15 protein-coding genes are annotated in these 24,431 nt (G+C 53.7%); 3 read left to right on the top strand and 12 right to left on the bottom strand.

The window, feature by feature from the left end; all coding sequences use genetic code 11:
* The first annotated feature begins 83 nt into the window (after positions 1-83).
* A complete protein-coding gene (locus GC101_RS16770; RefSeq protein WP_341068689.1) occupies positions 84-965 on the top strand; it encodes a LysR family transcriptional regulator in 882 nt (293 codons plus the stop codon).
* Positions 966-1,450: 485 nt separating this feature from the next.
* On the opposite strand, the gene GC101_RS16765 is transcribed toward GC101_RS16770, so the two are convergent.
* The gene (locus tag GC101_RS16765) at positions 1,451-4,111 is read right to left on the bottom strand and encodes a glycoside hydrolase family 78 protein (protein WP_171718168.1); all 2,661 of its coding nucleotides are present in this window, start codon (positions 4,109-4,111) and stop codon (positions 1,451-1,453) included.
* Positions 4,112-4,261: 150 nt separating this feature from the next.
* On the opposite strand from GC101_RS16765, the gene GC101_RS16760 reads away from it, so the two are divergent.
* On the top strand, positions 4,262-5,185 hold the full coding sequence (locus tag GC101_RS16760; protein ID WP_171718167.1) for an AraC family transcriptional regulator: 924 nt from the start codon (positions 4,262-4,264) through the stop codon (positions 5,183-5,185).
* A gap of 104 nt (positions 5,186-5,289) precedes the next feature.
* Complete coding sequence (locus tag GC101_RS16755) at positions 5,290-7,029, top strand: ABC-F family ATP-binding cassette domain-containing protein (protein ID WP_171718166.1); 1,740 nt, start codon at positions 5,290-5,292, stop codon at positions 7,027-7,029.
* 114 nt (positions 7,030-7,143) lie between these two features.
* On the opposite strand, the gene GC101_RS16750 is transcribed toward GC101_RS16755, so the two are convergent.
* The 11 genes from GC101_RS16750 to GC101_RS16700 all read right to left on the bottom strand — a co-directional run bounded on the left by GC101_RS16750 (position 7,144) and on the right by GC101_RS16700 (position 24,404).
* Entirely contained in the window at positions 7,144-10,329 is a 3,186-nt protein-coding gene (locus GC101_RS16750) for an alpha-mannosidase (protein WP_171718198.1), read from the bottom strand.
* A 191-nt stretch (positions 10,330-10,520) separates the two neighbouring features.
* On the bottom strand, positions 10,521-11,558 hold the full coding sequence (locus tag GC101_RS16745; RefSeq protein ID WP_171718165.1) for a LacI family DNA-binding transcriptional regulator: 1,038 nt from the start codon (positions 11,556-11,558) through the stop codon (positions 10,521-10,523).
* Positions 11,559-11,678: 120 nt separating this feature from the next.
* Positions 11,679-13,232, bottom strand: coding sequence for a response regulator (locus GC101_RS16740; RefSeq protein WP_171718164.1), 1,554 nt, complete (start codon positions 13,230-13,232; stop codon positions 11,679-11,681).
* Positions 13,210-14,964: a sensor histidine kinase gene (locus GC101_RS16735; RefSeq protein WP_171718163.1), complete on the bottom strand. Its 1,755-nt coding sequence runs from the start codon at positions 14,962-14,964 to the stop codon at positions 13,210-13,212. Before GC101_RS16735 ends, GC101_RS16740 begins: the two co-directional genes overlap by 23 nt.
* An 80-nt stretch (positions 14,965-15,044) precedes the next feature.
* A complete protein-coding gene (locus GC101_RS16730) occupies positions 15,045-16,589 on the bottom strand; it encodes an extracellular solute-binding protein (protein WP_171718162.1) in 1,545 nt (514 codons plus the stop codon).
* Positions 16,590-16,668: 79 nt separating this feature from the next.
* Positions 16,669-17,529, bottom strand: a complete 861-nt coding sequence (locus GC101_RS16725; RefSeq protein ID WP_171718161.1) for a carbohydrate ABC transporter permease — start codon at positions 17,527-17,529, stop codon at positions 16,669-16,671.
* Positions 17,523-18,449 carry an ABC transporter permease gene (locus GC101_RS16720; protein ID WP_171718197.1) on the bottom strand — a complete coding sequence of 309 codons (927 nt, stop codon included), beginning with the start codon at positions 18,447-18,449 and terminating at the stop codon, positions 17,523-17,525. Before GC101_RS16720 ends, GC101_RS16725 begins: the two co-directional genes overlap by 7 nt.
* A gap of 998 nt (positions 18,450-19,447) precedes the next feature.
* A complete protein-coding gene (locus GC101_RS16715; RefSeq protein ID WP_246354371.1) occupies positions 19,448-21,277 on the bottom strand; it encodes a glycoside hydrolase family 5 protein in 1,830 nt (609 codons plus the stop codon).
* Positions 21,278-21,292: 15 nt separating this feature from the next.
* Positions 21,293-22,165: a carbohydrate ABC transporter permease gene (locus GC101_RS16710; protein WP_171718160.1), complete on the bottom strand. Its 873-nt coding sequence runs from the start codon at positions 22,163-22,165 to the stop codon at positions 21,293-21,295.
* Positions 22,162-23,049, bottom strand: a complete 888-nt coding sequence (locus GC101_RS16705) for a carbohydrate ABC transporter permease (protein ID WP_171718159.1) — start codon at positions 23,047-23,049, stop codon at positions 22,162-22,164. Before GC101_RS16705 ends, GC101_RS16710 begins: the two co-directional genes overlap by 4 nt.
* A 32-nt stretch (positions 23,050-23,081) precedes the next feature.
* Entirely contained in the window at positions 23,082-24,404 is a 1,323-nt protein-coding gene (locus tag GC101_RS16700; protein WP_171718158.1) for an ABC transporter substrate-binding protein, read from the bottom strand.
* Between the last annotated feature and the right edge of the window lie 27 nt (positions 24,405-24,431).

Here is a 24,431-nt window from a genome sequence, read left to right as displayed (position 1 = left end):
ACGCGCTTTTTTAGGGGTAAAATTCAGACATCGCATGCAAACCATGAAAATATATCATAGATTGGAGGCGCTTACTTTTGGATGTGCGGAACCTGAAATACGTGCTGGAAGTGGCCAATTTGCACAACATCACCAAGGCGGCGGAGAAGCTTCACCTGACCCAGCCCACCCTCAGCAAGATGGTTAAGAGCCTGGAGGACGAGCTTGGTGTCATCCTGTTTGACCGTTCGGGCAAATATGTCAGGCTGACCGATGCCGGAACAGCGGCGATGGAGCAGATCAGGCTGATTATTGCCGCAGTGGACAATCTGCATATGACGCTGGACGACATCAGCAACCTTAAGACCGGTACGATCAAAATTGGCCTTCCTCCGGTGATCAGCTCCGTTTTTGTCCCCAAAGTCGTGACTCCATTCCAAAAAAAATATCCCAACATCTCCTTCGAGCTCATTGAACAGGGCTCGAAGAATGTTGAGAATATGGTGCTGGAGGGCAGTATTGATCTGGGCGCCGTCCTGCTTCCCGTCCGGGAGGGCAGCTTCGGAATCAAGCCTTTTGTCCGTGAGAATCTGGCAATTGTTGTCCACAAGTCACATCCGCTGGCGGCACTTGAAGAGGCTTCGCTGACCGATCTCCGGGAAGAGCCGCTGATCCTGTTCGCCAAGGGGTTCGCCATGCGGCAGCATATTATCGAAGCCTGCATCAGCGCAGGGTTTGAAGCCAATATCGCTTATGAAAGCGCTCAATGGGATCTGCTGGTCGAGCTGGTGTCGGCCAATCTGGGCATCGCCTTCCTGCCTGAGCCGCTCTGTGAGAAGGTATCCAACCAGAATGTGCGCATTCTGCCGCTGCGGAATCCGTCCATTCCGTGGAACGTTGTGCTGATCTGGAACAAGGAGCGTTACATCAGTAAATGCATGCGGGAGTTCATCCGTTTCCTGGAGGATCATTCCTTGGTTGTATAGCGCAATGTGAATATGTAGCTTGATAGCTTGAACTGGTAATCTTTCTGATTAGTCCCGGGCTCACCGCTTGGACAGCTGGCTGTGCCGGGATTCGCGCCGTCTAAGCTTTAACTGTATTTTGTGCAACTAAAACGGGCGATTATTGCGCTGTGAGGGTTTTAATTGCACTTTCTACACTTAAAAATCCACATATTTCGTAAAAGAGGACTCACCGCTTTTTTAGTTGTACAGAATACAGTTAAACCGGAAAATCCGGAATCTCGCCGTCTTTTAACTGCAGAAAATACAATTAAATGCTATGCACATCACGCTAGTTACTGGCTGCATAAGAACAAATTCGTCCTAAGGGAAAATCAAACCACACACCAGAAATTGAATGATCCAACCAAATTCCAATGAAATTTATCCACAACAGACGAATCTCATAATTTCCTAATCAACAAAAAGCAGAGCCCCGTCTTTCCACAGGAACTCTGCTATACCGCTTACTTTCGTAAGGCATATCCGAATCTGTATTCACCGGAGCCGAGCGTAATCTTCACCGACAGCTCCAGCTGCTCGGCAGAATGAATACCGCGGACCGCCTGAAGCTCCTGCCCGTTCTCCAGCACACCCGCCAGCACAGCGTCCGGGAGCAGTACAGTAGCCGAGGTATTCGGCGGAACTACGGTCACCAGCTCTATTTTGCCGGAATCAATCGTCCACTCGGAGCGGATCTCTCCATACATAGATTCCAGCCCGGCGGCAGCCGAAGTCAGTCCGCCTCCCGGATGCGGCTGAATCAGAAACTGCTTATAACCCGGATACTCTTCCACCTGCTCGATGCCGGCAACACAGCGGTACAGAAAATCACCAATCGCCCCATACGCATAATGATTGAACGAGTTCATATCCTTGCTCCAGAAGCTGCCGTCCTCCTTAATCCCGTCCCAATGCTCCCAGATGGTCGTCGCCCCCCGGGTAACCTGATACAGCCAGGAAGGGTAATCGGTCTGCAGCAGCAGCTTGTAGGCAGCATCATAATGCCCCGCTCCAGCCAACACCAGATTCAGATAAGGCGTGCCGACGAAGCCTGTGGTGAGATGATATTTGCTCTCTTCCAGCAGCTCTATAAGCTTGGCAACCGTGCGTTCTTCCGCCTTACCCTCCACCAGACCGAACATCAGCGCCAGCACACAGGCCGTCTGTGTAGCTACACTTATCCGTCCGGCAGGCGTGATGAATTCCCGGTTAAAAGCTTGTTTGATCCGCACATGCAGCTGTGAATAGTACTGCTCATCTTCTGTTCTGCCCAGCACTGCCGCAGTCTTACCCATAAGCTCTACAGAATAGGCATAGAAGGCAGTCGCGATATAGTCCCTGTTCGTAGCGCCGATGTAGCTGTCCGGCTTGGCATCCAGGCCCAGCCAGTCTCCGAAATGGAAACCGGTATTCCACAGGAATTCATCCGTCCCCTGCCGGCGGATATACTCCACCCAGCCCTGCATGCTGCTGTACTGCTGCTCCAGAATCCGCTTGTCGCCATAACACTGATAAATCGTCCACGGACAGATGACAGCCGCATCGCCCCAGGCCGCGGAAGAATGGGAATTCTCATCCAGCACATGGGGAATTACGAACGGCACACCGCCGTTATCCAGCTGATCGGCCGCCAGATCCTTGAGCCATTTGCTGAAAAAGGGGGCCACATTCATCAGATACGCCGACGTACGGATGAACATCTGCGCATCCCCGGTCCAGCCGAGCCGTTCATCACGCTGCGGGCAGTCTGTCGGCACATCGACGAAATTGCCTTTTTGCCCCCAGAGAATGTTATGCTGCAGCTGATTCAGCAGCGGATTCGAACAGGTAAAGCTACCGGTCGGCTCCATATCCGAGTGCAGGACAACACCTGCGAAATCCTGCAGCGAGAGGTTCTCAGGGAAGCCTATCAGCTGAACATACCGGAAGCCTTGGAAGGTGAAACGCGGCTGGAAGCTCTCCCGTCCTCCACCTTTGGCAATATAAGTAACTGTCTGTTTGGCTGCCCGCAGGTTGTCTGTGTACACATTACCTTCCTGATCCAGCACCTCGAAATGCCGCAGCTGAAATTCCTGTCCTGCCTGCCCTTCCATGGAGAACCGCATCCAGCCGACCATATTCTGGCCCATATCCAGCACGGTCTCCCCGGCCGGAGTGCGCAGGAGTGCGATGGGTGACAGTTCTTCAATTGCTTTTACCGGAATATTCTCCTGGGCCAGCAGAATATCCTTGGTGTACGGAAGGATCTCCGCAGGCATCCATGACTGGTCATCGTACTCCGCCCTGCTGAAACCGGTCTGCTCCAGACGGGCATCATAGGTTTCGCCGTGATAGATCTCCGACATCAGCAGCGGTCCGGGTGATACTGTCCATCCCTGATCCGTTCCGATGATCTGCTCCACCCCGTCCGCATAGATGAGATGAATCTGCATCAGCAGGGCCGTGCGGTCGCCGAACACATGCTTTTTGTTATCCCAGGCCAGGTTTCCCTTGTACCAGCCGTTCCCCAGCCAGGCGCCAACCGCATTGTCCCCCACTGTCAGCTGCCCTGTGATGTCATAGGTCTGGAACTGCAGGCGGGTGCTGTAGCTGGTCCAGCCGGGGGTCAAATAATCCTCGCCGACTCTTGTACCGTTCAGCTCTACTTCATAGAGACCGAGACTGGTCACATACATTCTGGCCCGGGTGACCTGCCGGTCTACATGGAAGCTCCGCCGCAGCAGCGGAGCCTGCTCTGCCTGGACATCCAGGCAAGCCAGCGGCGCTGTAATCCACTCTGCCACCCAATCCTCCGGCGAGAGCAGGCCCGTCTCCCACCAGGCGGTATCCGACCACTCTGTAGGCCGGTTCTGCTGATCCCATACTCTGATCCGGTAATAATAGCGCTGCTTAGGCTGCAGCTGCAGCTCCTTCAGCTCAATATGCAGGGATTGTCCGGACTCCACTCTGCCCGAATCCCATACCGTGCTTCCGAAGTTCTGATCCATTGCTGCCTGAAGCTGATACGCCTGCTGCATGACATCCCGCTCATCCGCATCCAGCTGCCAGCTGATTCTTGGATAACGGACATCCAGCCCCAGCGGATTGTCTTTGTACTCCACACGTAATTTATGAACAGCTATCATTTCATTACACCCCGTCTTTTCTGGGATTGCCCCTATAAATATGAAACGCTTTCTATTACAATTATAGAATTCCGCAGCATTTAAATGACCTGCAATATGGACATTTCACCGGGGTAAAAAGGACATTCTGTTGTTTAGAGGAGTGAACTGATGCATTCGGCCAATCATACGCTAAAAGGAGAGTATTTCTTCCAGAACAATCTCCAGTTATATGTGAACCGCGCTACCGAGAACTATGATCTTCCGCTTCACACCCATGATTTCATGGAGCTGACGTTCGTTGCCGAAGGCAAGGGCTTTCATTATATCGGGCAGCAGGCTCAGCAGACCGGCAAGGGCCAGCTGTACTACATTCCCGTAGGAGTCTCCCATGTCTTCCGTCCGTCTTCACCCGGCCCGCTCCGTGAGCCGCTCGTGGTGTACAATTGTTTGTTTAAGCCGGAGCTGCTGGACAGCCTTGCCGCCCTGATTCCGGACCCGCCGATTGCCTCCTACCTGGAGCAGATCCGCAATCATCAGCTGCCCGCATTCTCCGTGACGGATCTGAACGGTTCCATCGAGAGCCTGTTTCTGGCGCTTCACCGGGAGGTTCATCTTCCGCAGACCGGCGCGGGCAGCTATTTGCTGACCTTGTTCATTCAACTGCTGATAAGTATCTACCGGCTCAGGCATGACGAGGTCCAGTTTCCGCTGAACAAGCAGACGCAATTCCTGCAGATTCTGAATTATGTCAACCAGGAGTACGCGCAGGAAATCACCCTGAAGCGTCTGTCACGCAGCTTTGACTGGAGTGAAAGGCATCTTCAGCGGCTGTTCAAGGCGCATACCGGGCAGACCTTCCATCATTACTTGCAGAATGTCCGGATCCAGAAAAGCTGCCTGCTGCTGGTTCAGCAGCCCAAAGCGCCCGTTCAGCTCATTGCGGAGCAGGTCGGCTACCATGACCCGAAGACCTTCAATCTGGTGTTCAAGCGGATTATCGGCACCACTCCGGGGAGCTACAGGCAGGCGTCCGGCAGGAAGCATCCGGAGGGGCCGGAGCCGGGAGGAACAACTTTAACGCGGAATGATTGATGTTATTTGTAAATAGTGTTAGGCTATCAACGGTAAACTCAACATCTGTGCTCTTCAATACATCCTAAAATAGTCACAAATTTAGTTAGAAAGAAAGGTAACATATGATAAAAGCAGAACACTTATCCTTTTCATTCCCGCAAAAAGAACTATATAAAGATATTTCCTTTACGCTTGAAGCCGCACAGCATTGTGCTTTCATTGGAACAAGCGGCAGCGGGAAAAGTACACTGACCGATATTCTGATGGACCCGGAAAAATATCTGTTTGAGGGCAGGTTAGAGATAGATCCCGCTTGCAGCATCGGGTATGTAAGCCAGTTCTCCCAACCGGAGAAAACTAAAGAAACAACCGTTTTTGAATATATCGGCGAAGAATTTATTAAGGTACAAAATGAAATAAATTCTATTTTGGCTGAAATGGAAACCTCCTCGGATATGGATTCGCTGCTGGAAAGGTATCAGTTAGCGTTGGACGCCTTCGATGCTATGGACGGGAATGATTACGAAAGCAATATTAATAAGAAGCTAAATCTGGCAAACCTCATGAAGCTAAAGGATGTCAGGGTATCTGACCTGAGCGGCGGGGAATTCAAGCTCATTCAAGTAATGAAGGAAATGCTCAGCCGTCCGGACTTCATGATTATGGACGAGCCCGATGTATTTTTAGATTTTGACAACCTAAATTCGCTTAAGAATCTTATTAATGCCCACAAAGGCATACTGCTGGTGGTTACGCACAACCGCTATCTGCTCAATCATTGCTTCAACAAAATCCTGCACCTTGAAAACAAGGAGATCCAGGAGTTTGACGGGCGGTATATTGATTACAACTTCTCCTTGCTGCAAACCAAAATTGAGCTGCAGGAGCTCGCCATCGCTGAAGAGGAAGAAATTGCGAGAAACGAGAACATCGTTAATAACCTTAGAGCAATCGCAACTTATAATTCAGAGGCCTCCAGAGGGAGAGCGCTAAAAGCCAGAGTTAAATTTCAGGAAAGACTGGAAGCGCGCAGAATTAAAGCTCCATTCGTAGAGATTAAGCAGCCGGATATCCGTTTCAGTATCGATCATGAACTGGAAGACACGACTGTTATAACTGTTAATAACTATAGCGTTTCCTTTGATGAGCTGCTGTTAGAAAATGTTAACTTTGAGATCAAATCTACGGATAAAGTAGCCCTTATCGGTGCAAACGGCACCGGGAAAACGACATTACTCCGGGAGATATATAGGAATAATCATGATGCAATTGAAGTAAATCCGGATGCTAATGTGACTTATTTATCTCAGCTTCAAGGTGAAATGCTGAAGGATTCTAATACCATCCTGGAGGAATTCATCGATGCCGGGTTCGCAACGTATGATGAGATTAGATCGCATCTTTCAAGCTACGGCTTTGAAGGGGAAATCCTTGAGCAAAGAATAGAATCCTTATCCGGCGGCGAAAAAAATATGCTTCAGTTAGCTAAAGTTTCGGCCAGTAAAGCGAACGTACTGCTGCTTGATGAACCGACAAGCCATTTGGACACCTATACACAAATCGCACTGGAGAATGCAATCCAGAACTATAAAGGTGCGATTCTCATGATTTCGCATGATTTCTATTCGGTGGTAAACGGGATGGATTATGTTCTGATCATTGACGGCAAGACGATTAGAAAAATGACGATCAAGAAATTCAAAAAGATGATTTATGCCCGGCATTTCGATAAGGACTATCTGGAACTGGAACAAAATAAAAAAGCTGTTGAAACGAAAATCGAGCTGGCTTTGAAAGCTGCTAACTTTGAACTTGCACAAGGTTTGATGGATGAGCTGGAAGAGCTGATTAAGCTGCTGTAAATCAACATGTCTCTACTTTAGGCAATAGCCTCAAGAATAAAGCAAATGATCCCCAAAGTCCGGGGATCATTTGCTTTTGCTTTATACACTAACCGCATTCTGCCTAGTGTTAGCTTAGGCAAAGACAACATGCAGCGTATGAATCTCATACGGTTTGAAATCAAGGCGGATGGCCGGTCCGTCCACCGCTTCAGTCTCCAGCGGACGCTCCATCAGATCGCGCAGCTGCCAGGAGACGGCGGAGTAATCGCTGCCGATATTTGCCGTGCAGCGTGTTCCGGTGTACTCATGCAGTCTGACGATACATCCGCTGCCATCCTCGGCCAGCTTGACGGCATCGACGGCAATGTTCGGGGCATCGCAGGTGATCAACGACTTGCCGTTACCGGCGGCATAACCCCCTTCTGCAGCGAGGAGCGGATTATTCAGCGCCCAGGCTTCCTGCACCGTGCCAGCCGAAGCCCAATCCCCTTTATGCGGAAGCAAGGCATACGTGAAGCGGTGCTCGCCCTGGTCAGCCAGCCGGTCCGGGCTGGTTGCCGATTTGATCAGCGACAGCCTCATCGTGTGATCTTTGATGTCGTATCCGTATTTGCAGTCGTTCAGCAGACTGACGCCATAGCCCCGCTCCGACAAGTCCGCCCACTGGTGGCCGACGCTCTCGAACCGCGCATAATCCCAGCTCGTATTCCAGTGGGTCGGCCGCTTCACATTCCCGAACTGGATATCATAGGTAGCTTCCGTCGCGCGAACCGCAACAGGGAAAGCTACCTTCATAAGCTGATGCTGTTCATGCCAGTCCACCAGGGTCTCGAAATCAATCCGTGCACTTCCGGCATATACCCTAACCTTCTGAGTGATCGAGGAATCCATGTACTGCCAGGTGAACTCAAGCACCGCCTGCAGCGGGCCGCATTCGGTCAGCTCTACAGAGCGCAGATCGCTCACCACCCGTATTTTCTCCTGGTAATACAGATCGATATCCCAGGCATCATACATCTTCGGCTTATCCTCGAATACCTGCAGCAGGTTGCCGCATTCGCCCGGTGCCAGCACCTCACGGGTTTCTCTGCGGTCGAAGATCCGGCTCAGCTGCCCCACTGCATTCCACTCCAGAATGTAATAAGGGGTAGTTAGCGTAGAATCCTGCCAGGTAAAAGGAACGGAGGGCTCCGTATTCTCTCCGGAAGCGGCGGGTTGTGCAGCGCGGATCACTGCACTGCCCATCGCCGGAACATCTTCTACCCCGACCAGCCACTGACTGCCGGAGCGCTGGGCGGACAGCAGGTTGCCGGCGGCATCACTCCAGACGGCATTCTCTGCGCTGTGAGGGACGGCTGCCAGGCGGGGACCTCCAAAGAGGGAGCTGTTGAACAGCGTGTACTCCTTGTGTGACGCGGTATACGCCGGGTCATCCTCACCCGCTGATGCAGCATCAGGGCTGTTAAGGTTGACGAGTCCTGCAGCCGCAGCATTAAGCGCAGCCCGGCCCAGTTGCTCTGCTTCGGCATATTCCAGCCGTGAATCCTGGTAGACCTCATGGATCGAGGAGCCAGGGATAATATCATGGAACTGGTTGCGCAGAATAATCTGCCAGCCTTCCAGGAGCGATTTCGCAGGATATTGCGCTAGTCCGCCTGTCTCCGCAGCAAGGAGTATCTGCAGCCACTCCGCCTCGCGGTACAGCAGCTCAAGCTTCCGGTTCATTCTTTTATTATAAGCCTGGCTGGTGTAAGTCCCGCGGTGAAACTCCAGATACAGCTCCCCGTCCCAGGTATGCACATATTGATCGGTGCCTTCTATCGTTTCATGCAGCCGCTCGAAATAGTCATCCGCCCGGCCCGGCTTCACTTGCGGCAGCCCCGGCATGGTATCCAGCCTCCGGCGCATCTCCAGCATCTCGCGGTTCACACCGCCGCCGCCGTCGCCATACCCGTAGGAGAGCAGCAGCTCACGGTTCAGGTTCTTGTCGCGGTACTGGTCCCAGATTCCCTGCACAGAGAAAGGCTCGATAAGGCCGTTATACGTATAGTACCAGGCGCTGGAATCAGGAGCTTCGGGTGTGGTGATGAAGTGGGTCAGTACCTCGCTGCCGTCAATCCCTCTCCAGTGGAACGTATCATGCGGCATGCGGTTGTATTGGCTCCAGCTGATCTTGGTCGTCATAAAGGTGTCAATGCCCGACTTGCGCAGAATCTGCGGCAGCGCCCAGCTGTAGCCGAACACATCCGGCAGCCATAGGTACTTGCAGTCTACGCCAAATTCCTCGCGGAAAAATTTCGTCCCGTACAGAATCTGGCGCACCAGCGACTCGCCGCTGGTCAGATTGCAGTCCGCTTCCAGCCACATTGCACCTCCGGCTTCCCAGCGGCCTTCCTCCACCCGCTGCTTAATTTCGCTATAAATCTCCGGATAATCCTGCTTGATGTAGGCATAGAGCTGCGGCTGGGTCTGCAGGAAGATGTACTCCGGGAACTCCTTCATCAGCCGGAGCACAGTAGAGAAGGAGCGGGCCGCTTTCTCCCGCGTATGGGTGAGCCGCCATAACCAGGCCACATCAATGTGGGTATGACCGATCGCGGTTACCGTAACCGGATGCTGCTGCTCCAGCAGGGCCAGGGCCTCAAGCAGGCTCTTCTCGGCCTCCTGGACTGATGCATAGAAATCCGCGCTGCCGGGCCTTGACCAGTCCAGCTTGTTAAACGAGCGGTTCAATGCCATCAGCAGCTCATGCTTCTCGATCTGGCTGTCGGCAAGCTGCTTGAAAGTACCCAGTGCCGCCCGGCCTGTATAATACAGATTGTCGGCTGATTCATCCAGATAAGCCAGCTCCGCCCGTTTGATCCGGTGTTCCTGAGCAATCAGCTGGCCGTCTCCGTTCAGGCCTGACCATAAGCGGAAGGTGAAGTCCAGATCCCTGCCAGCGGCATCCTCAAGAAACACCTCCTGGTGATTGGAATCCACGCCCTGATACGGCTTGCCGTCCAGAAACAACAGGGATTCGAAGCCGCTGTTGTTGCCTCCGCCTGTCCGGCCGAAATCGAATATACCTACAATACGTTTCCCCTGCCAAGCTGCGGGTACGGTTATTTTGCGGTGCAGCCACAAATATACGTCACTGCCGGTCCAGTAATCTCCTATACGAAGCTTCTTGTCTCCTTCCGGGGCGGACGGATAGACACCATTGTCACCCTCCTGATCCTCTGTAACCAGCCATTCATCAAGCGATACACTCTCACGGTACCGGTAACGATCCAGCTCCTTCAACCGCAGTGCAAGCTTCTCTTCAGTCCAAAACATTCCCATTCCGATTCTCCTCCTTTTATATAACACGTGTTATAAAACGGGCAGAAAGACGGTCCATCCGTGTAAGGATGGTACCGTTCGCTGGTAAAAATGATGTTACAACGCATACCAACCAGCTTCATCTGCCGCTACCAACCCACAATTTCACAGGTTAAGCCGTTCCCTAATCCCCTGCACAACCCATGCTACGCGCTTTCTCCTGCCCGTAATACGGCCGGCAGCCAAATCTTCTCTGCTTGACCTGCTCCCATCCCGCCGTTCATCTGCATATGTAAGCAGCGCACAGCTTCCTCCCCCATACTCACATAAGGGATTTCTACGCAGCTTAGAGACGGCAGGCTAAGACGGTGGCCCTGAATCGTATTATCTGCCGCCATGATCCGCACGTCTTCACCAATGCGCAGGCCAAGCTTGTGAGCCGCCCGGTACAGGTCGGGAATCGCGCTTGACCAATTAACCAGCAGCGGCGCATGCTGCGGACCGCTATCCGCCAACCTCTGCAGGCACGCTGTCCAGTCGCCATGGTGTTCCTCCAGCCGGATCACGATTGGCTTCATCCCGTGTGCACTGCACCAGCCGGTATAGGCATCGCGGCGGTTCCGCTCTGCCCAGTTATCCGCACTATGCTCATGGTATACCTCGGCATAGACCGGGCCGGGCTGCTGCGGTGTACCCTCCCGCAGCAAATAATTCAGCGCCGTCTCCACACTGCCCGAATAATCGGCCAGCACGGAAAACACACCGGGTACTTCTGCATACCCTTCCACAGAAACATAGGGGATTCCGGCATTCCCTATGCGGGAAGCCCACTCCTCATCGTGGTAGCTGGTATGATCCAGCGTCACTATCCCGTCAATCTTCCGCTGGTGATACAGCTCCAGCAGCTCGGCCCTGCCGTTGGCGTTCCCCTTATGGCGTGGAGAGCAGAGCAGAATATGATACCCGCTGAGCTCACACTCCCGCTGCATGCCTTCCAGCAGCCGGGTGAACAGCGGATGACGCGTATCACCGAAAGCGGCAAGCGTCATGCTTCTTCCCGTCTTCATACTGCGCGCTCCGGCGTCCACATGGTAATTCAGCTCGCGGATGGCTTCCAGCACGGCTTCGCGCGTCTCGGCTCCAACCCCGATGCCGGGAGTATCATTCAGCACTGCAGATACCACACTGCGGGACACGCCTGCCCGCTTGGCTACGTCAAAGCTGGTCACTCTTTTTTTGCTCATATATCAGCACCTCACCGAGAGTATAACACGTGTTATCAAAAGTTGTATAGCGCTTTCTTTATTTTTGCACCTGGCGAAAATAAGGGGGCCTTTTGCAATAACTCTGCTGAATGGCCCCTGCTAAGTGCGCTTGGGATCTAGACTGGCCTCGCCTGAGGCGGGTGCACCGTCTCCGATCCCCCTTTCATCCCTGCGGTAGGTCCCTGGGGTTTGTCCGGACCATTTCTTGAACGTTTTGATAAAATAATTATCGTTCGGGAACCCGACGCTGCGGCCGATTTCATTAACGGTTAAGTCTGTTTCGCGGAGTAAGCGCCGGGCTTTCTTCACACGCACATGCTGCAGGTAGTTGATGAGCGTCTCCCCTGTCTTCAGGCGGAAAAGCCCGCTGAGATAATGCTCCTCCATGGCGACATAACGGGCGACCGCCCGCAGAGTGATGTTCTCGGCAAAACGGCTGTGGATGTATTCCAGCACACGGTTGATTTCGGGATGATTGGTTGTTATCCCCTCCGCTGCGGCCATGCGCACCTGCATTTCATCCGCCACACCCAAAAAGCAAGCGAGCAGCTCCCGGTGGGTGGCCGCTTCGCGCAGACGCTGAGCGGCACCGGACGGAGGAGGATTGCCGATTTCGGCAAAGGTCCGTACCAGGCGTTCCGCCTTCTCCATCACCAGGCAGAAGGGCAGCCGGCTTGCCCGCAGCGTTTCCCACATCGCGCAGGCCGTACGCTGCATATCCGCGCTCCGCCGCTGGGCAAAGGCCAGAACAATCTCCTTCTCCATGACCCATATAGGCGGAAGCTTCGGCTCTCCGGCCGCCTCGGGCCCGGCGGCAGATGTAGAAGCGGACTCTGCTCCGCTGCCGTCTGCCGGAGCTTCGCCCTTAATTTCGTACCAGAGGTCGTTTAGCTGCCGGTAGAGCCGGGTCCACTCCGCATGGATGAGACCGGGCGGAACCGGACCGCCGCAGGCCACAGCCGGAACGGGCAGGCCCGCTGCAAGCTTACCGGGCAGCCTAAGGCTGCCGTCAGACCAGAAGAAGCAGGTCGTACAGCCGTCTGCCGTAAAAGAACCGGTCCACACCTCCTCCATCCAGGTGTCTGGCGGGCAGGCCTCCAGAACGGCTTCCAGCAGCGGCCGGGCGGTCCCGATGCAGGAGATCATGAGCAGCCGCCGGTAAGATGCCGGAGGCGCTGGAGGCGCTGTCTCCTGCCCCGCCTTCACCGCCTCCCAGACGAGGGGATAATAGCGGTCGAATGCCTGCCCCAGCAGCGCATGCCGCTGCCTGCGCGACGCTGACAATTCTTCGCCGATCTTAAGCAGTATCTCCTGCAGCTCCGGGATACTCAGCGACAGCTTGAGCACATACCCGCTGGCTCCGAGCTCCAGCGCTTTGCGGGCATATTCGAACTCACCCATGCAGGTCAGCATGACGAACCGGCTGTCCAGCCCGGCATGGCGCGTCTGCCGCAGCAATTCCAGGCCATCCATGCGGGGCATAAGAATGTCGGCAATGACAAGATCGGGTCTCAGCTGATGCATCAGCTGCAGAGCCTCCTCTCCGTCGGAAGCCTCCCCTGCCACACTGAAGCCATAAGCTTCCCAGTCCACCAGTTTAAGCAGCTTGCGCCGGACAAACGGCTCGTCTTCAACCAGAAGAATTTTCCACATGCTCTACACCTCCGGATTGAAAAGGATTTGCAATCAATAACGGGATGGTGATGCGTGCCATTGTCCCCTTCTCCCCCTCCAGAAGAACGAGACTGCCATCTTCCCGGAACAGCAGCTGCAGGCGCTGGCGGATGTTGGCGATTCCGATGCCCTTGCGCGTGCGGAGCTCCGGGTGTTCCCCGGCGCGGGCAAGGCCGACACCGTTGTCCTCCAGCTCCAGAATCAGCGTGCGTCCCGATCTCCTTGCCCGGACAGAGACCCGGGCATCCTCCTGCAGCGTGGAGAAGCCGTGTTTGAAGGCATTCTCCATCAGCGGCTGCAGCGCCAGCTTCGGAACAAGAGCATAGGCCAGCCCTTCCTCCACATCCAGAGTGACCCTTACTTTGCCCTCATAGCGGATATTCTGGATATATACATATGCCTGCAACAGATCCAGCTCATTCTGCAAGGGAATCAGCTCTACATCCGAGTACAGGCTTGTTTCCAGCAATTTGCCCAATGAAATCGATATTTCCGCGAGTTCATCCTCTTCCTTTTCATAGGCGATCCATTTGATCGTGTTCAGCGTGTTCAGCAGGAAATGCGGATTCATCTGGGCGGTCAGCATCTGGTAATGCAGCGCTTCCTTCTGCCGTTCCTCCAGCTTCAGCTTCTGCAGCAATCCGCCGATATCCGTCATCATCGTATTGAACGTTGCCGCCAGATCCCTCATCTCTCCATGGAAAAAGGATTCTTCCACCCGTGTATTCAATTCCCCCTGTGCGGATAACGCCATCTTGCGCCGGAGCAGCGCGATGGGCCGGGACATGGCACCGGCGATGAGGAAGGTAAGCAGGAGGAAGCCGCCGGACAACAGCAGGGAGAAATTGAAATTCTGCTCCCGCAGTTCCTTCATATTCCCAAGATAAGTATTCAGCGGCATGGACGCTGCCAGATACCAATCCAGATTGTAGAGCGGGCTGATCGTCAGAATCGACGAGCTCTCATAATCAACCCGCTGCATAGGTTCCTCTCTTTCCGGAACGCGGATCATTTCTTGGATGGCCGTGCGGTCCACTGCCCGGAAGTAATCGGAGGAATTGAGCAACTGGCCTCCCTGGTCCATCAATACATAATGCTGCTGGAGCAGCAGATCCCGCGACGCTTCAGCAAGCCAGCCGTCATAATAAAAATTAATCCGCAGATAACCGAACGGCTGCTGCCATTTATCGAGCAATACAGCATACATGGACAAATCCTCGCCGGTCACCCAGCGGAAGGAGTCTCCCTCAGCACCGAGTCCGGCAAACCCGCTCTCCGAGACAAAATCGGCATGCTCCAGCCCGGTCTGCACAAGCCCGTCGGTGCGGTACACCGTTCCGGACCGGTCAGCCAGCGTGACAGTAATCTGGGCGGGCAACTCCAGCGATGCCGGACGGGCGGTGCTTTGCAGGAATACCGCTTTCTCCGCAGGATTGAATTGTCCCGGATACAGCAATACGGAGCGGGTATAAGGGTCCCGCTCCAGGTACACATAATAGAGGAAAGCTTTATTGATCTCGTTGTTCAAGGCGTCGTTAACCACGTTGAGCTGCTCGATTGCCTTTTCCTGAAACTCACGGGATACGGTCCGTTCCATCATCCGGTAATTATAGATTTGCAGCAGGAAAAAGGGCAGCAGGAGGAAGATCACAACAGCGGCAAACAAGCGGTCTCTGAACTTTTGTGGCCATATGCGTTTCCAGCCTCCCATCGTCTTCCCTCCCGGTTATCGTTACCGTAAATTCATGCTACAGTATATCACAACTTCCGGCTTCCGCAGGTTTATCCTGTTCATTCCGCATAACCCAGCTCCTGCAGCTGTTTCATGGCGCTGTCCTGGAAGATCTGGTACTTGAAGGTCGTGTTCAGCTTCTCCAGGAAGCTGTCGTATTGCTCCAGCTTTGTTTTGCCGTATTGGAATTTGAGCATTTCCTCATTCTTGAAGCGGTCGGCGTCGGCTGCGTTGTAGTTCTGCGGGAAAACAACAAACCCGTTGTAGGTATCCAGCACTTCAACCTGCTCGCTCGCCTGAATATAGTCAATCTGTTTGGCAAATTTGGTGCTCAGATATTCCGCTTCCGGCCGGCCGGCCAGCTGGTAGACCCAGGTGAATGCCGCCTCTGCGGACCGGTCCGTAATGACCGGCTTACCGTTTTCTTTGGTGAAATGTACACCTTCCTGGCCAAACTGCACAAGCTCGGATCCTTCACCGGAGGCCGTATAATTGATAAGGTCAAAAATGCGGTTCAGCTTGGTTTCGTCTTGGGCGGCCTGGCGCGAGATGGCTACGATGCCGGATACGCTGGACTTATCCATGGCGGCTAGGATGTTCGCTTTGGGTCCCTGCAGCTTGTTCAGCATCAGGAATTCCGCATCCGGATTGGCGCCCTTCCATTTCTCCACTTCATTGTCCTTCATAATCTGCGTCCAGTCGCTGATGATAATGCCGGCCTTGCCCTGGAATGCTTTGTCTTTGGCGTTGTCGCCCTTGTTGCTGGCAATCTCCGGATCAACCACGCCGGAATTCAGAACCTTCTGAGTATAAGCCAGCGCTTCCTTCATTTCCGGCTCGAACATGCCGTTGACCATCTTCCCGTCCTTGATATACAGCGCGTCGGCGACGCCATGCTGCAGGTTGATCAAATGGACCAGAGTGCCGAGGCTGCCTGTGATCCCGAACGTGTCTTTCTTGTTATTCCCGTCCGGGTCCTGATCGGTAAACGCTTTCGCAACCTCAAACACTTCATCCAGGGTCTCAGGAACCGGCAGCTGCAGCTTATCCAGCCAATCCTTGCGCACCCAGAATAAATTCCAGTTACTCTGGGGATTAAGCGATATGGCGTAATGCTTGCCGTTAACCTCCACCCGGCTGTACACATTGTCTCCGATGGCATCCGCTGCGGGCTTCAATTTCTCCTTATACGGCTCCAGATCAAGCAGAATGTTCTTCTTGACATATTCCTGGAACTCATTCCGCCCATTGAAGAGGATCACATCGGGCAGGTCGCTGCCCGCCGCCCGGATATTCAGCTTCTGAATGAATTCATCCGCTGAAGAGGTCAGCGTCATTTTCAGGTCAATATTGAGTTTCTCATCCAGCGTCTTCTTCACGAAGTTATCTTGTTCTTTGGGCATCTGGGTGGTGGTGTTCCAGCCGACCCGCATGACCTCGATAGCTACCTTCTCCGCCCGGGCGTCCGCCGGAGCGTCTGTTGATGAGCCTGGCCCCTTCGTAGATGAAGAATCTGATTTCGGGCTTCCTCCGCAGGCGGACAGCAGCAGGCCCGCTGTTAATACACAGGCCAGTACAGCAGGAATACGCTTCTTGTGTTTCATAGTGATACTCCCCTTTCGTATAACAAATGTTGTATTGAGTCGGCGCTGCCAGCGTTTGAACAGCGCCGGGAACAATCCGTTAACCCTTCACGGCACCGATCAGCATGCCTTTTGTCAGATGCTTCTGCACAAAGGGATAGACCACGATGACCGGCAGGCTTGCCGCCACTACCGAAGCCATCTGCAAGGTCGTTGTCGGCAGTACAATGTCCGCATTATATTCCATTTGCTCGGAGGATAATAACAGACCGCGGATGATGACCTGAAGCGGATTCAAGCCGGGGTCAGTAATATAGTAGACGGCGCTGAAGAAGGTATTCCAGCTGCCTACGACACAGAACAAGCCGATGGTCATCAGCACCGGGATGGAGAGCGGCAGGGCCAGCCGCAGCAGCACTGTAAATTCGCCCGCACCGTCGATCCGTCCCGATTCGAACAGTTCTTCGGGCAGGCTTTCGAAGAACGTTTTGACCACAAGCACATTCCAGGTAGACATCGCCCCGGGAATAATCATCGCCCAGATCGTGTTGAGCAGGCCGGTTCCCTTTACGACCAGGTAGGTCGGGATCAAGCCGCCGCCGAACATCATGGTGAACACGATCAGGAAGATGAAGAAGCTGCGGCCCACCAGATGCTTGCGGCTCAAGGTGTAGGCCATGAGCACCGTCAGGACCAGATTGATCAGCGTGTTCATTACCGTAACGAAGCTGGTCACGAGGAAGGCGCGGGGAATGGCATCCATTCCAAACAGCGCCTTATAAGCCTCAAAGGTAATCCGGCGGGGAATCAGTACGAAACCGCCGTTGCGCAGCACCTCGCTGTATGGCGTAATCGATACGGCGAACACATACAGCAGGGGAAAGACGGAAATCACAGCCAGCAAAATCAGCAGAATATTAATGAAATAATCGAAATAGCGTTCGTTTCCGTGGCTTACCATAGATTGCCCCCCCATCTCCGGGCCAGCTTATTAGACAGGAAGATAAGCACAAGTCCAATCAGGGATTTAAACAATCCGACCGCTGTCGCCAGGCTGAAATTCAGTTGCTCCAAGCCTACCCGGAATACCCAGGTATCAATAATATCTGCCACCGGCATTACCTGGAGATTGTACATAATGTAAATCTGCTCGAAACCGGCATCCAGTGCGGAGCCGACCTTCAGCACCAGCAGCAGGATAATCACGGAGCGGATGCCGGGCAGTGTCACATGCCAGATCCGGCGCAGCCTTCCCGCGCCGTCAATGCGGGCCGCTTCATACAGAGTAGCATCAATGCTGGACATGGCCGCCAGATAAATGATAGCCCCCCAGCCAAGATCCTTCCAGACATCGGTTCCCACCAGCACACTGCGGAAATACGCTGTCGAGGTCAGAAACGGAATGCCGTTCCCGCCCGCTTCCACCACCCAGCGGTTGACGAGGCCTGAGGTTTCCGACAGAAAGGCAATTGCAATGCCGTAGATAATGACATAGGACAGAAAATGGGGCATATAGCTCAGCGTTTGTACGATCCGGTTCAGCCAAAGGCTGCGGCCTTCATGAATGAGCAGAGCCACGCCGATGGCAGGAATCGTTCCCCAGATTGTTTTGTACAGACTGATCAGGAAGGTGTTCGTGAGCAATTGACTGAAATAAGGCGATTCGAAAAAAAACTGAAAATGCTTGTACCAGGGATCTGCCCACGGACTGCGCACAATCCCGCTCAAAATGTCATAATCTTTGAAGGCAATCAGCACTCCGTACATGGGTATATACTTGTAAATAATGTAGTAGGCCACACCGGGAAGCAGCATGAGATACAGGATACGCATGCTCCATATGCGCTTCCACACCTTAGCTCTGTATGCGCTCTTCGGCATTGCGGCAGTGTTCAGGGGAGCCGGGAAATGCGCCACAAGGAATTCACCTCTTTGCATTGATATCGTTTACAAGATAAGAATAACAAGGGAACCGCGGCGCAGCCATGAACGGATTTAAGGGATTGATAGAACAATATTACTATTCGGATTGAGCCGGTCTGTCGGGAACATGAAACAGCAATAACCTGCATTACAGTTTCAACTCCAATCTATCTGGGCCGCACTAAAGACAACAACCCGACAAGTTACCGAATGATCGCTGTAGGACTGGCGGAATACGTCAATTCCATGCGCGTGATTCGTTGCCGGCTAAATGGAGACACTCTAGAAGTACTGAAGACAAAATTGTTGTACGTTTTACAACTTTGATTCATGGATAGCTCAGTGTTCGGGAGGATTGTTGTATAAAATACAAGAATAATCCGGCTAAGCCGTCTGAAACAGGAAAAATGTTGCATTAGATACAACAATATTGGATTTGAATCGATATTAGGCAGAAAATGTTGTATTTTGTGCAGGATTTCACAAAAAGTCACTCGCTCCTGCCGCGGAAAGCGGATGAATGAGGAAATTCCTGAGGTAACAAAGGTACCTAAGTAACAAAGTATTACTGCATACAAAAAGGCCCGTAAACTGCGGAAACGCAATTTACGAGCCTTATCACATTAGCTGAATGATCCTGTTAGCGCAGGCGGGCATGCTTGTCTGCGTTCCGATACTGTACCTTTACTGTACCTTCGCTGTACCTCTATTTTACCTGCACTCTAATTATATTCTATTCTTACATTACCTCTCCCCTACCATTTACTCTACTTTTACTGCACCCTCGCCGTTCCTTCTCTGCATGCATACTGTACTTTCTTTGTACCTTTGCTGTACTTCTACTGTACCTTTACTCTACCTTTACTGCACTCTCATTGTACCTTTACCGTACCCTCACCGTTCCTTCGCTGCATCCTTACTGTACCTTCATGTTGTACCTTTACAGCACCTTTGCACTACCGCAAATCCAGCCACTCCAGGGATGCCGCACCAGCCGCAGCGCTGACTGTCAGCTCATGGCTTCCGGCCTCCAGCCGCTGGCCGCTCTGAATCCGCACCGTCTGCCAGTCCTGCCCGAAGTCCGAGGCAGCACCGTGAATTCGGCCGATCTCCTGACCGTCCAGCTTCACCAGCAGCTCACTGTCCGGCCCGCTCATCAGGACCCGCAGCTCCAGAGCCAGCGAATCCTGCCTATCCTCCGAGCCCTGCGTGTCCTGCGACTCCTCCAAGACCCGCGTGTCCTGCGACTCCTGCGTGTCCCCCGGTTCCTCCAAGCTCTGCAACTCTGGCGCATCCTCCGAGTCCCGTGACTCCTGCCGCTCCCGCAAGCCCTCCTTGTCCCCCAGCCTCAGCCGCTCCGAATCCCGGCCCGCAACCGTAAATTCATACGCCGCCCAGTCGCCCTCGGTCAAGCTGACACACAGCCTCTCCTCAGGCAGCCAGGCCTGTCCGCGGCCGTGCTGGAAATTGGGTACCGTCCGGTCTCCCTCCACGAAGCGGAAGTCCATTCCGTCCTCCTCCCGGAAGCCGGTGCCTGCCGCAGCCTGCCTGCCGGAAGCTCTCCCGAAGCTGAGACCGCTCCCCTTGTAGCCATAAAAAATAGCAGGAATCCGCACCGGCAGCCGCCGGAACAGCGAGCGGACAACGTCCGCATGGTACACACAGTTGTCCAGGCTCAGATTAAGCAAGTACTCGTCCAGAATCCCCTGTGCCTCCACACGCTCCGGCTTCACGCCTCCCTCCAGATAGCCGACCAGCTTATGCCAGCCTTGCGGAAGAACGATTGAACAGGGGGAATTATCCGTGTCGAGCTTTTTCCAGGTCCAGAAGTTCCAGGAGATCCCGTGATCCTCAAACAGGCGAAAAGCACCGGCGTACCAGTCCTTATTGTTCTCTCCGCCCTCGCCCATGAACAGCGGCACATTCAGCCGCTCTCTTGCGTCCAGATACTTCTGAATGCTCTCGGTATCGGGGTTGTTCCAGTACTTGTGAAACTGCAGCATTACATTATCATCCGGCAGCTTATTATCCGGCAATCCCTCGAAGATCGACCAGTCCGTCGCCCAGTGCACACCCTCCAGAATAATCATATGCCGGGCATCAACCTCCCGGATAGCCACAATAATCTCGCGGTACAGCGGCATCACCTGATCATTGTACTGCGAGAACCAATCCGGCAGCGGCTCGTTCAGCAGGTCATAGCCCGCAACGATCCATTCATCCTTATACCGCCCGGCGAGCATCCGCCAGATGGCGATAGTCAGCTGCTTGTTGCGTTCATCCGTGAACAGCTCCGGCACATCCCGCGCGGAGTCGTCGATATTCGTTCCGGTCTGGCCGCCGGGTGCTCCGTGCAGATCCAGAATGGCGTAGATTCTGTGCTCCCTGCACCAGCCGATAACCTGATCCAGTCGCACCAGATGCTCCTCATGCCAGCCGGACACTCCCTCTTCTTCCCGCAGGATATAGCGGGCATTAATCGGAATCCGGACCGAGTTGAAGCCTTCTGCGGCAATCCGCGCAATATCCGCTTCGGCCACATAGCGGTCATAATAGGTCTCCCAGAACGCCTCCGCCCCGTCAGCACCAATAAGCGCTGTAATCATCGCTTCGATCCGGCGCGGACGGTCTCCCTGTTCCGGGAAACGCCACATGTACCCTTCAGGCAGCAGCCAGCTTCCAAGCCCTACACCGCGCAGCAGCAGCTCGCGCCCATCCCCGTTTCTTAAGCGGTGTCCGTCTGCATAGAGAAACCCGCTTACTTCATGATCGTCCGGGTGAATCATTTGTATTTCCTCCCTTTACCCTTTGACGGCGCCTTCGGCAATGCCATTCAGAATATATTTTTGCAGCAGCAGATATAGAATTACAACGGGCAGCATGGTCAGCACCAGCGAAGACAGAATCGCCGACCAGTCATTATTGCCATATTGTCCGAACAGCATGTTGGTGGACAGCAGCAGTGTATATTGATCGGCATCCGTGAGCATGAGCAGCGGCAGCAGAAAGTCATTCCACATCCACAGCAGGTTGAGAATCGCCACAGTTGTCGTAATCGGCAGCAGAAGCGGAAAAATAATCGTAGTGAACAGCCTGACCTCCCCGCAGCCGTCGATCACCGCCGCCTCATCCAGATCCCGGGGGACCGATTTGACGAATCCGTGGTACAGGAAGATGGCCATCGACACGCCAAGCCCGATATAGATCAGGCCGAGGCCGACCGTTGTGCCCTGCACCGCCAGCTTCATGGAGATCCGATTCAGCGAGATCATAATGGAATGAAACGGAATCAGCATCGACAGGACGAACAGGTTGAACAGGAACGTGCTGAGTCTGCCGGGTGTTCTGGACAGCTTATAGCCGGCCATGGACGAGAATAGAATAATGCCGACCAGGCCGGTAGCTGCGACCACCACGGTATTGCCGAGACTGCGCAGGAAATTGGTTTTCTCAAAAGCATCACTATAGTTGCCGAATTCCAGCTTACTCGGAATGGCCAGAATATTATTCATCATGTCCCCTTCCGTCTTCAGAGAGTTGAGCACCCCCATGTAGATCGGAAAGAGCGTAATTACGGCACCTGCCAGCAGGAAAAGAAAGACGATAAACGAAGACAATCTGCGCCGCTCCGCAATACCGGACTTAGATGTTGAATTCAACCGGACGGTACTCATGCCTCCACCTCTCTTCGTTTCATAATGCTCAGCTGTATCAGCGTGATCACCAGGACCACCAGGAACAGGATCATCGCCTTGGCACTGGCGTAGCCGTAGCGGCCGCTCATCTTGAACGCTTCTTCAAAAATATTCAGCGCCAGCACCTGCGTCGCCCTCCCCGGCCCGCCTCCGGTGAGCGCGAACACGGCATCAAAGGCCTTGAACGAGCTGTTCAGCGTCACGAAGATACCGATCGTTACAGCCGGATAGACCATGGGCAGCGTAATGCTGCGGAAGGTCTGCCAGCTGTTCGCGCCGTCGATTGCAGCCGCCTCCTTGAGCGAATCCGGTACCCCTTGCAGCGCCGCAATATAGATCACCATCAGGTAACCTACGCCGCCCCACAGGGAGACAATGACAATCGCCAGAAAGGAGTATTTCGGGTCGCCGATCCACGACTGGTCCAGAAAAGCCAGGCCCGCATGCTCAGCGATATAAGGCAGTGCTTTGGTGAAAATAAACAGCCACATGAAGCCGCCGATAATCATGCTCATCATGTTGGGCATGAAGAAGATCGTCCGGAACCAGGCCTTGCTGCGCCGGCGTGATTCGATCAGTACCGCCAGCAGCACCGCCAGCACATTCTGCAGCACGACCATAAACACTACAAATTTCAGGGTAAACCAGACTGAATCGATGAAAAAAGCATCATCCGTCAGCGCTTCGATGTAATTGGCGAATCCCACCAGATGGTAGGCGGGATTCAATCCGTTCCAGTCCGTGAAGCTGTACCATGCCCCGCCGAAGGCGGGAGCAAGCATGAATACGGCGTAGAACAGCAGGGCGGGAAACACGAAGGCCAGCAGAATGAGCGACTGTTTGCTTTTACTGCTACCACTCATCTCTATCACTCCTATGCTGTTTCTGGGTTTCCTTAGTTGCCTGCTTTTACCGCATTGGCCCAGGTCTTGTCGAGCGTCTTAACGAACTCCTCCTGGGTTACCCCCTTGGTGTAATAGCTCTGCAGCAGCTTGGCTGTCTCATCGGTTACGCCGTTCGGGAGCGACAGATCCAGATAAGCCTTGCCCTCGGAGACATAAGAGCTGGCCTCGGTCACCCACGGATAGGTATTGTAGGTGTGCTGCTTCGCGACCGGATTAAATTTCAGCTCCTCAAACAGCGCCGATGAATCCTGGTCATCCAGCACATAATTCACCAGATCCAGCGCCACATCCTTGTTCTTGCTGTTGGGGGATACCGCCAGGGAGGTCGAGGTCGCCAGATTGATCTGCGTAGCAGCCGGATCGTTGCTGACAGGCAGCGGAGCCACACCAAATTCCATATCAGGATTGGCCTTGAGGATGGATTCCGCTTGCCACGGTCCCTGCACCCACATCGCCGCTTTGCCATTAGCAAAATCTGTTGAGCCTGCCGCACTGCCCACCTCAAACGGTTTATCCGTGCCGTTAGCCATAATCAGATCAATAATGTTGAAAACATCCTTCACATCGGCATAGGAGGCTTCGCCTTTGTTCATCTTCTCCACCCAGTCCGGATGCTCGGAGGATACGATGCCTCCTAGAGACAGCGCCATCATCAGCTGTGGAATCCACGATTCCTGGAAGCTCAGCTCGAACGGCTTAATCCCGGCTGCATTCAGCTTGTCAATCGCTGCCTGCATGTCATCCAGTGTCTGCGGCGGCTGAATGCCGAGCTCGCTGAAGATTTGTTTGTTGTACAGATAACCCCAGGACAGGCTCTCCAGCGGAAGGGCTACAACTTTATCATCATAGGTAACGGTCTGCCGGACACTGTCATACAGCTTCGGTACGAAGTCCTGATCCGACAGATCGCTTAGATAGCCGGCCTTGTAATACCGGGGCACATCCGCAATCGCATGGAGGGTGAATACATCCGGCGCATCATTTGAGGCCATCCGGGTCTCCAGAATCTGCTTGGCCTGATCCGGGTTCGGCATCTCCAGCTTGACGGTGACATCAATATTTTTCTCCGCCAGCTCCTTGGCCTTGAATTGCTCGAAATACTTATCGAATTGATCCTTAAAACGCGGGAAGCTCATGAATACCTTCAGCTCCACTTTTTGGGCCGGGCCTTCAGTCGAAGCTGCTGCCGCACTTTCCGCCGGCTTGCTGCTTGCGCCCTCACTTGGCGTATTTCCATTTGAACCGGAGCTGCACCCCGATACAATCCCCAGAACAAGCATCAGTGTCATTGCTGTATTAAGCGCTTTCTTCATTTCTGTTACCCCCTTCTGTTATGTCTG

The sequence above is a fragment of the Paenibacillus phytohabitans genome, from assembly GCF_013141775.1.
Lineage (GTDB): Bacteria > Bacillota > Bacilli > Paenibacillales > Paenibacillaceae > Paenibacillus_AQ > Paenibacillus_AQ phytohabitans.
The sequence above is the reverse complement of the archived record's forward strand: the minus strand, read 5'-3'. Positions and strand labels throughout refer to the sequence as shown.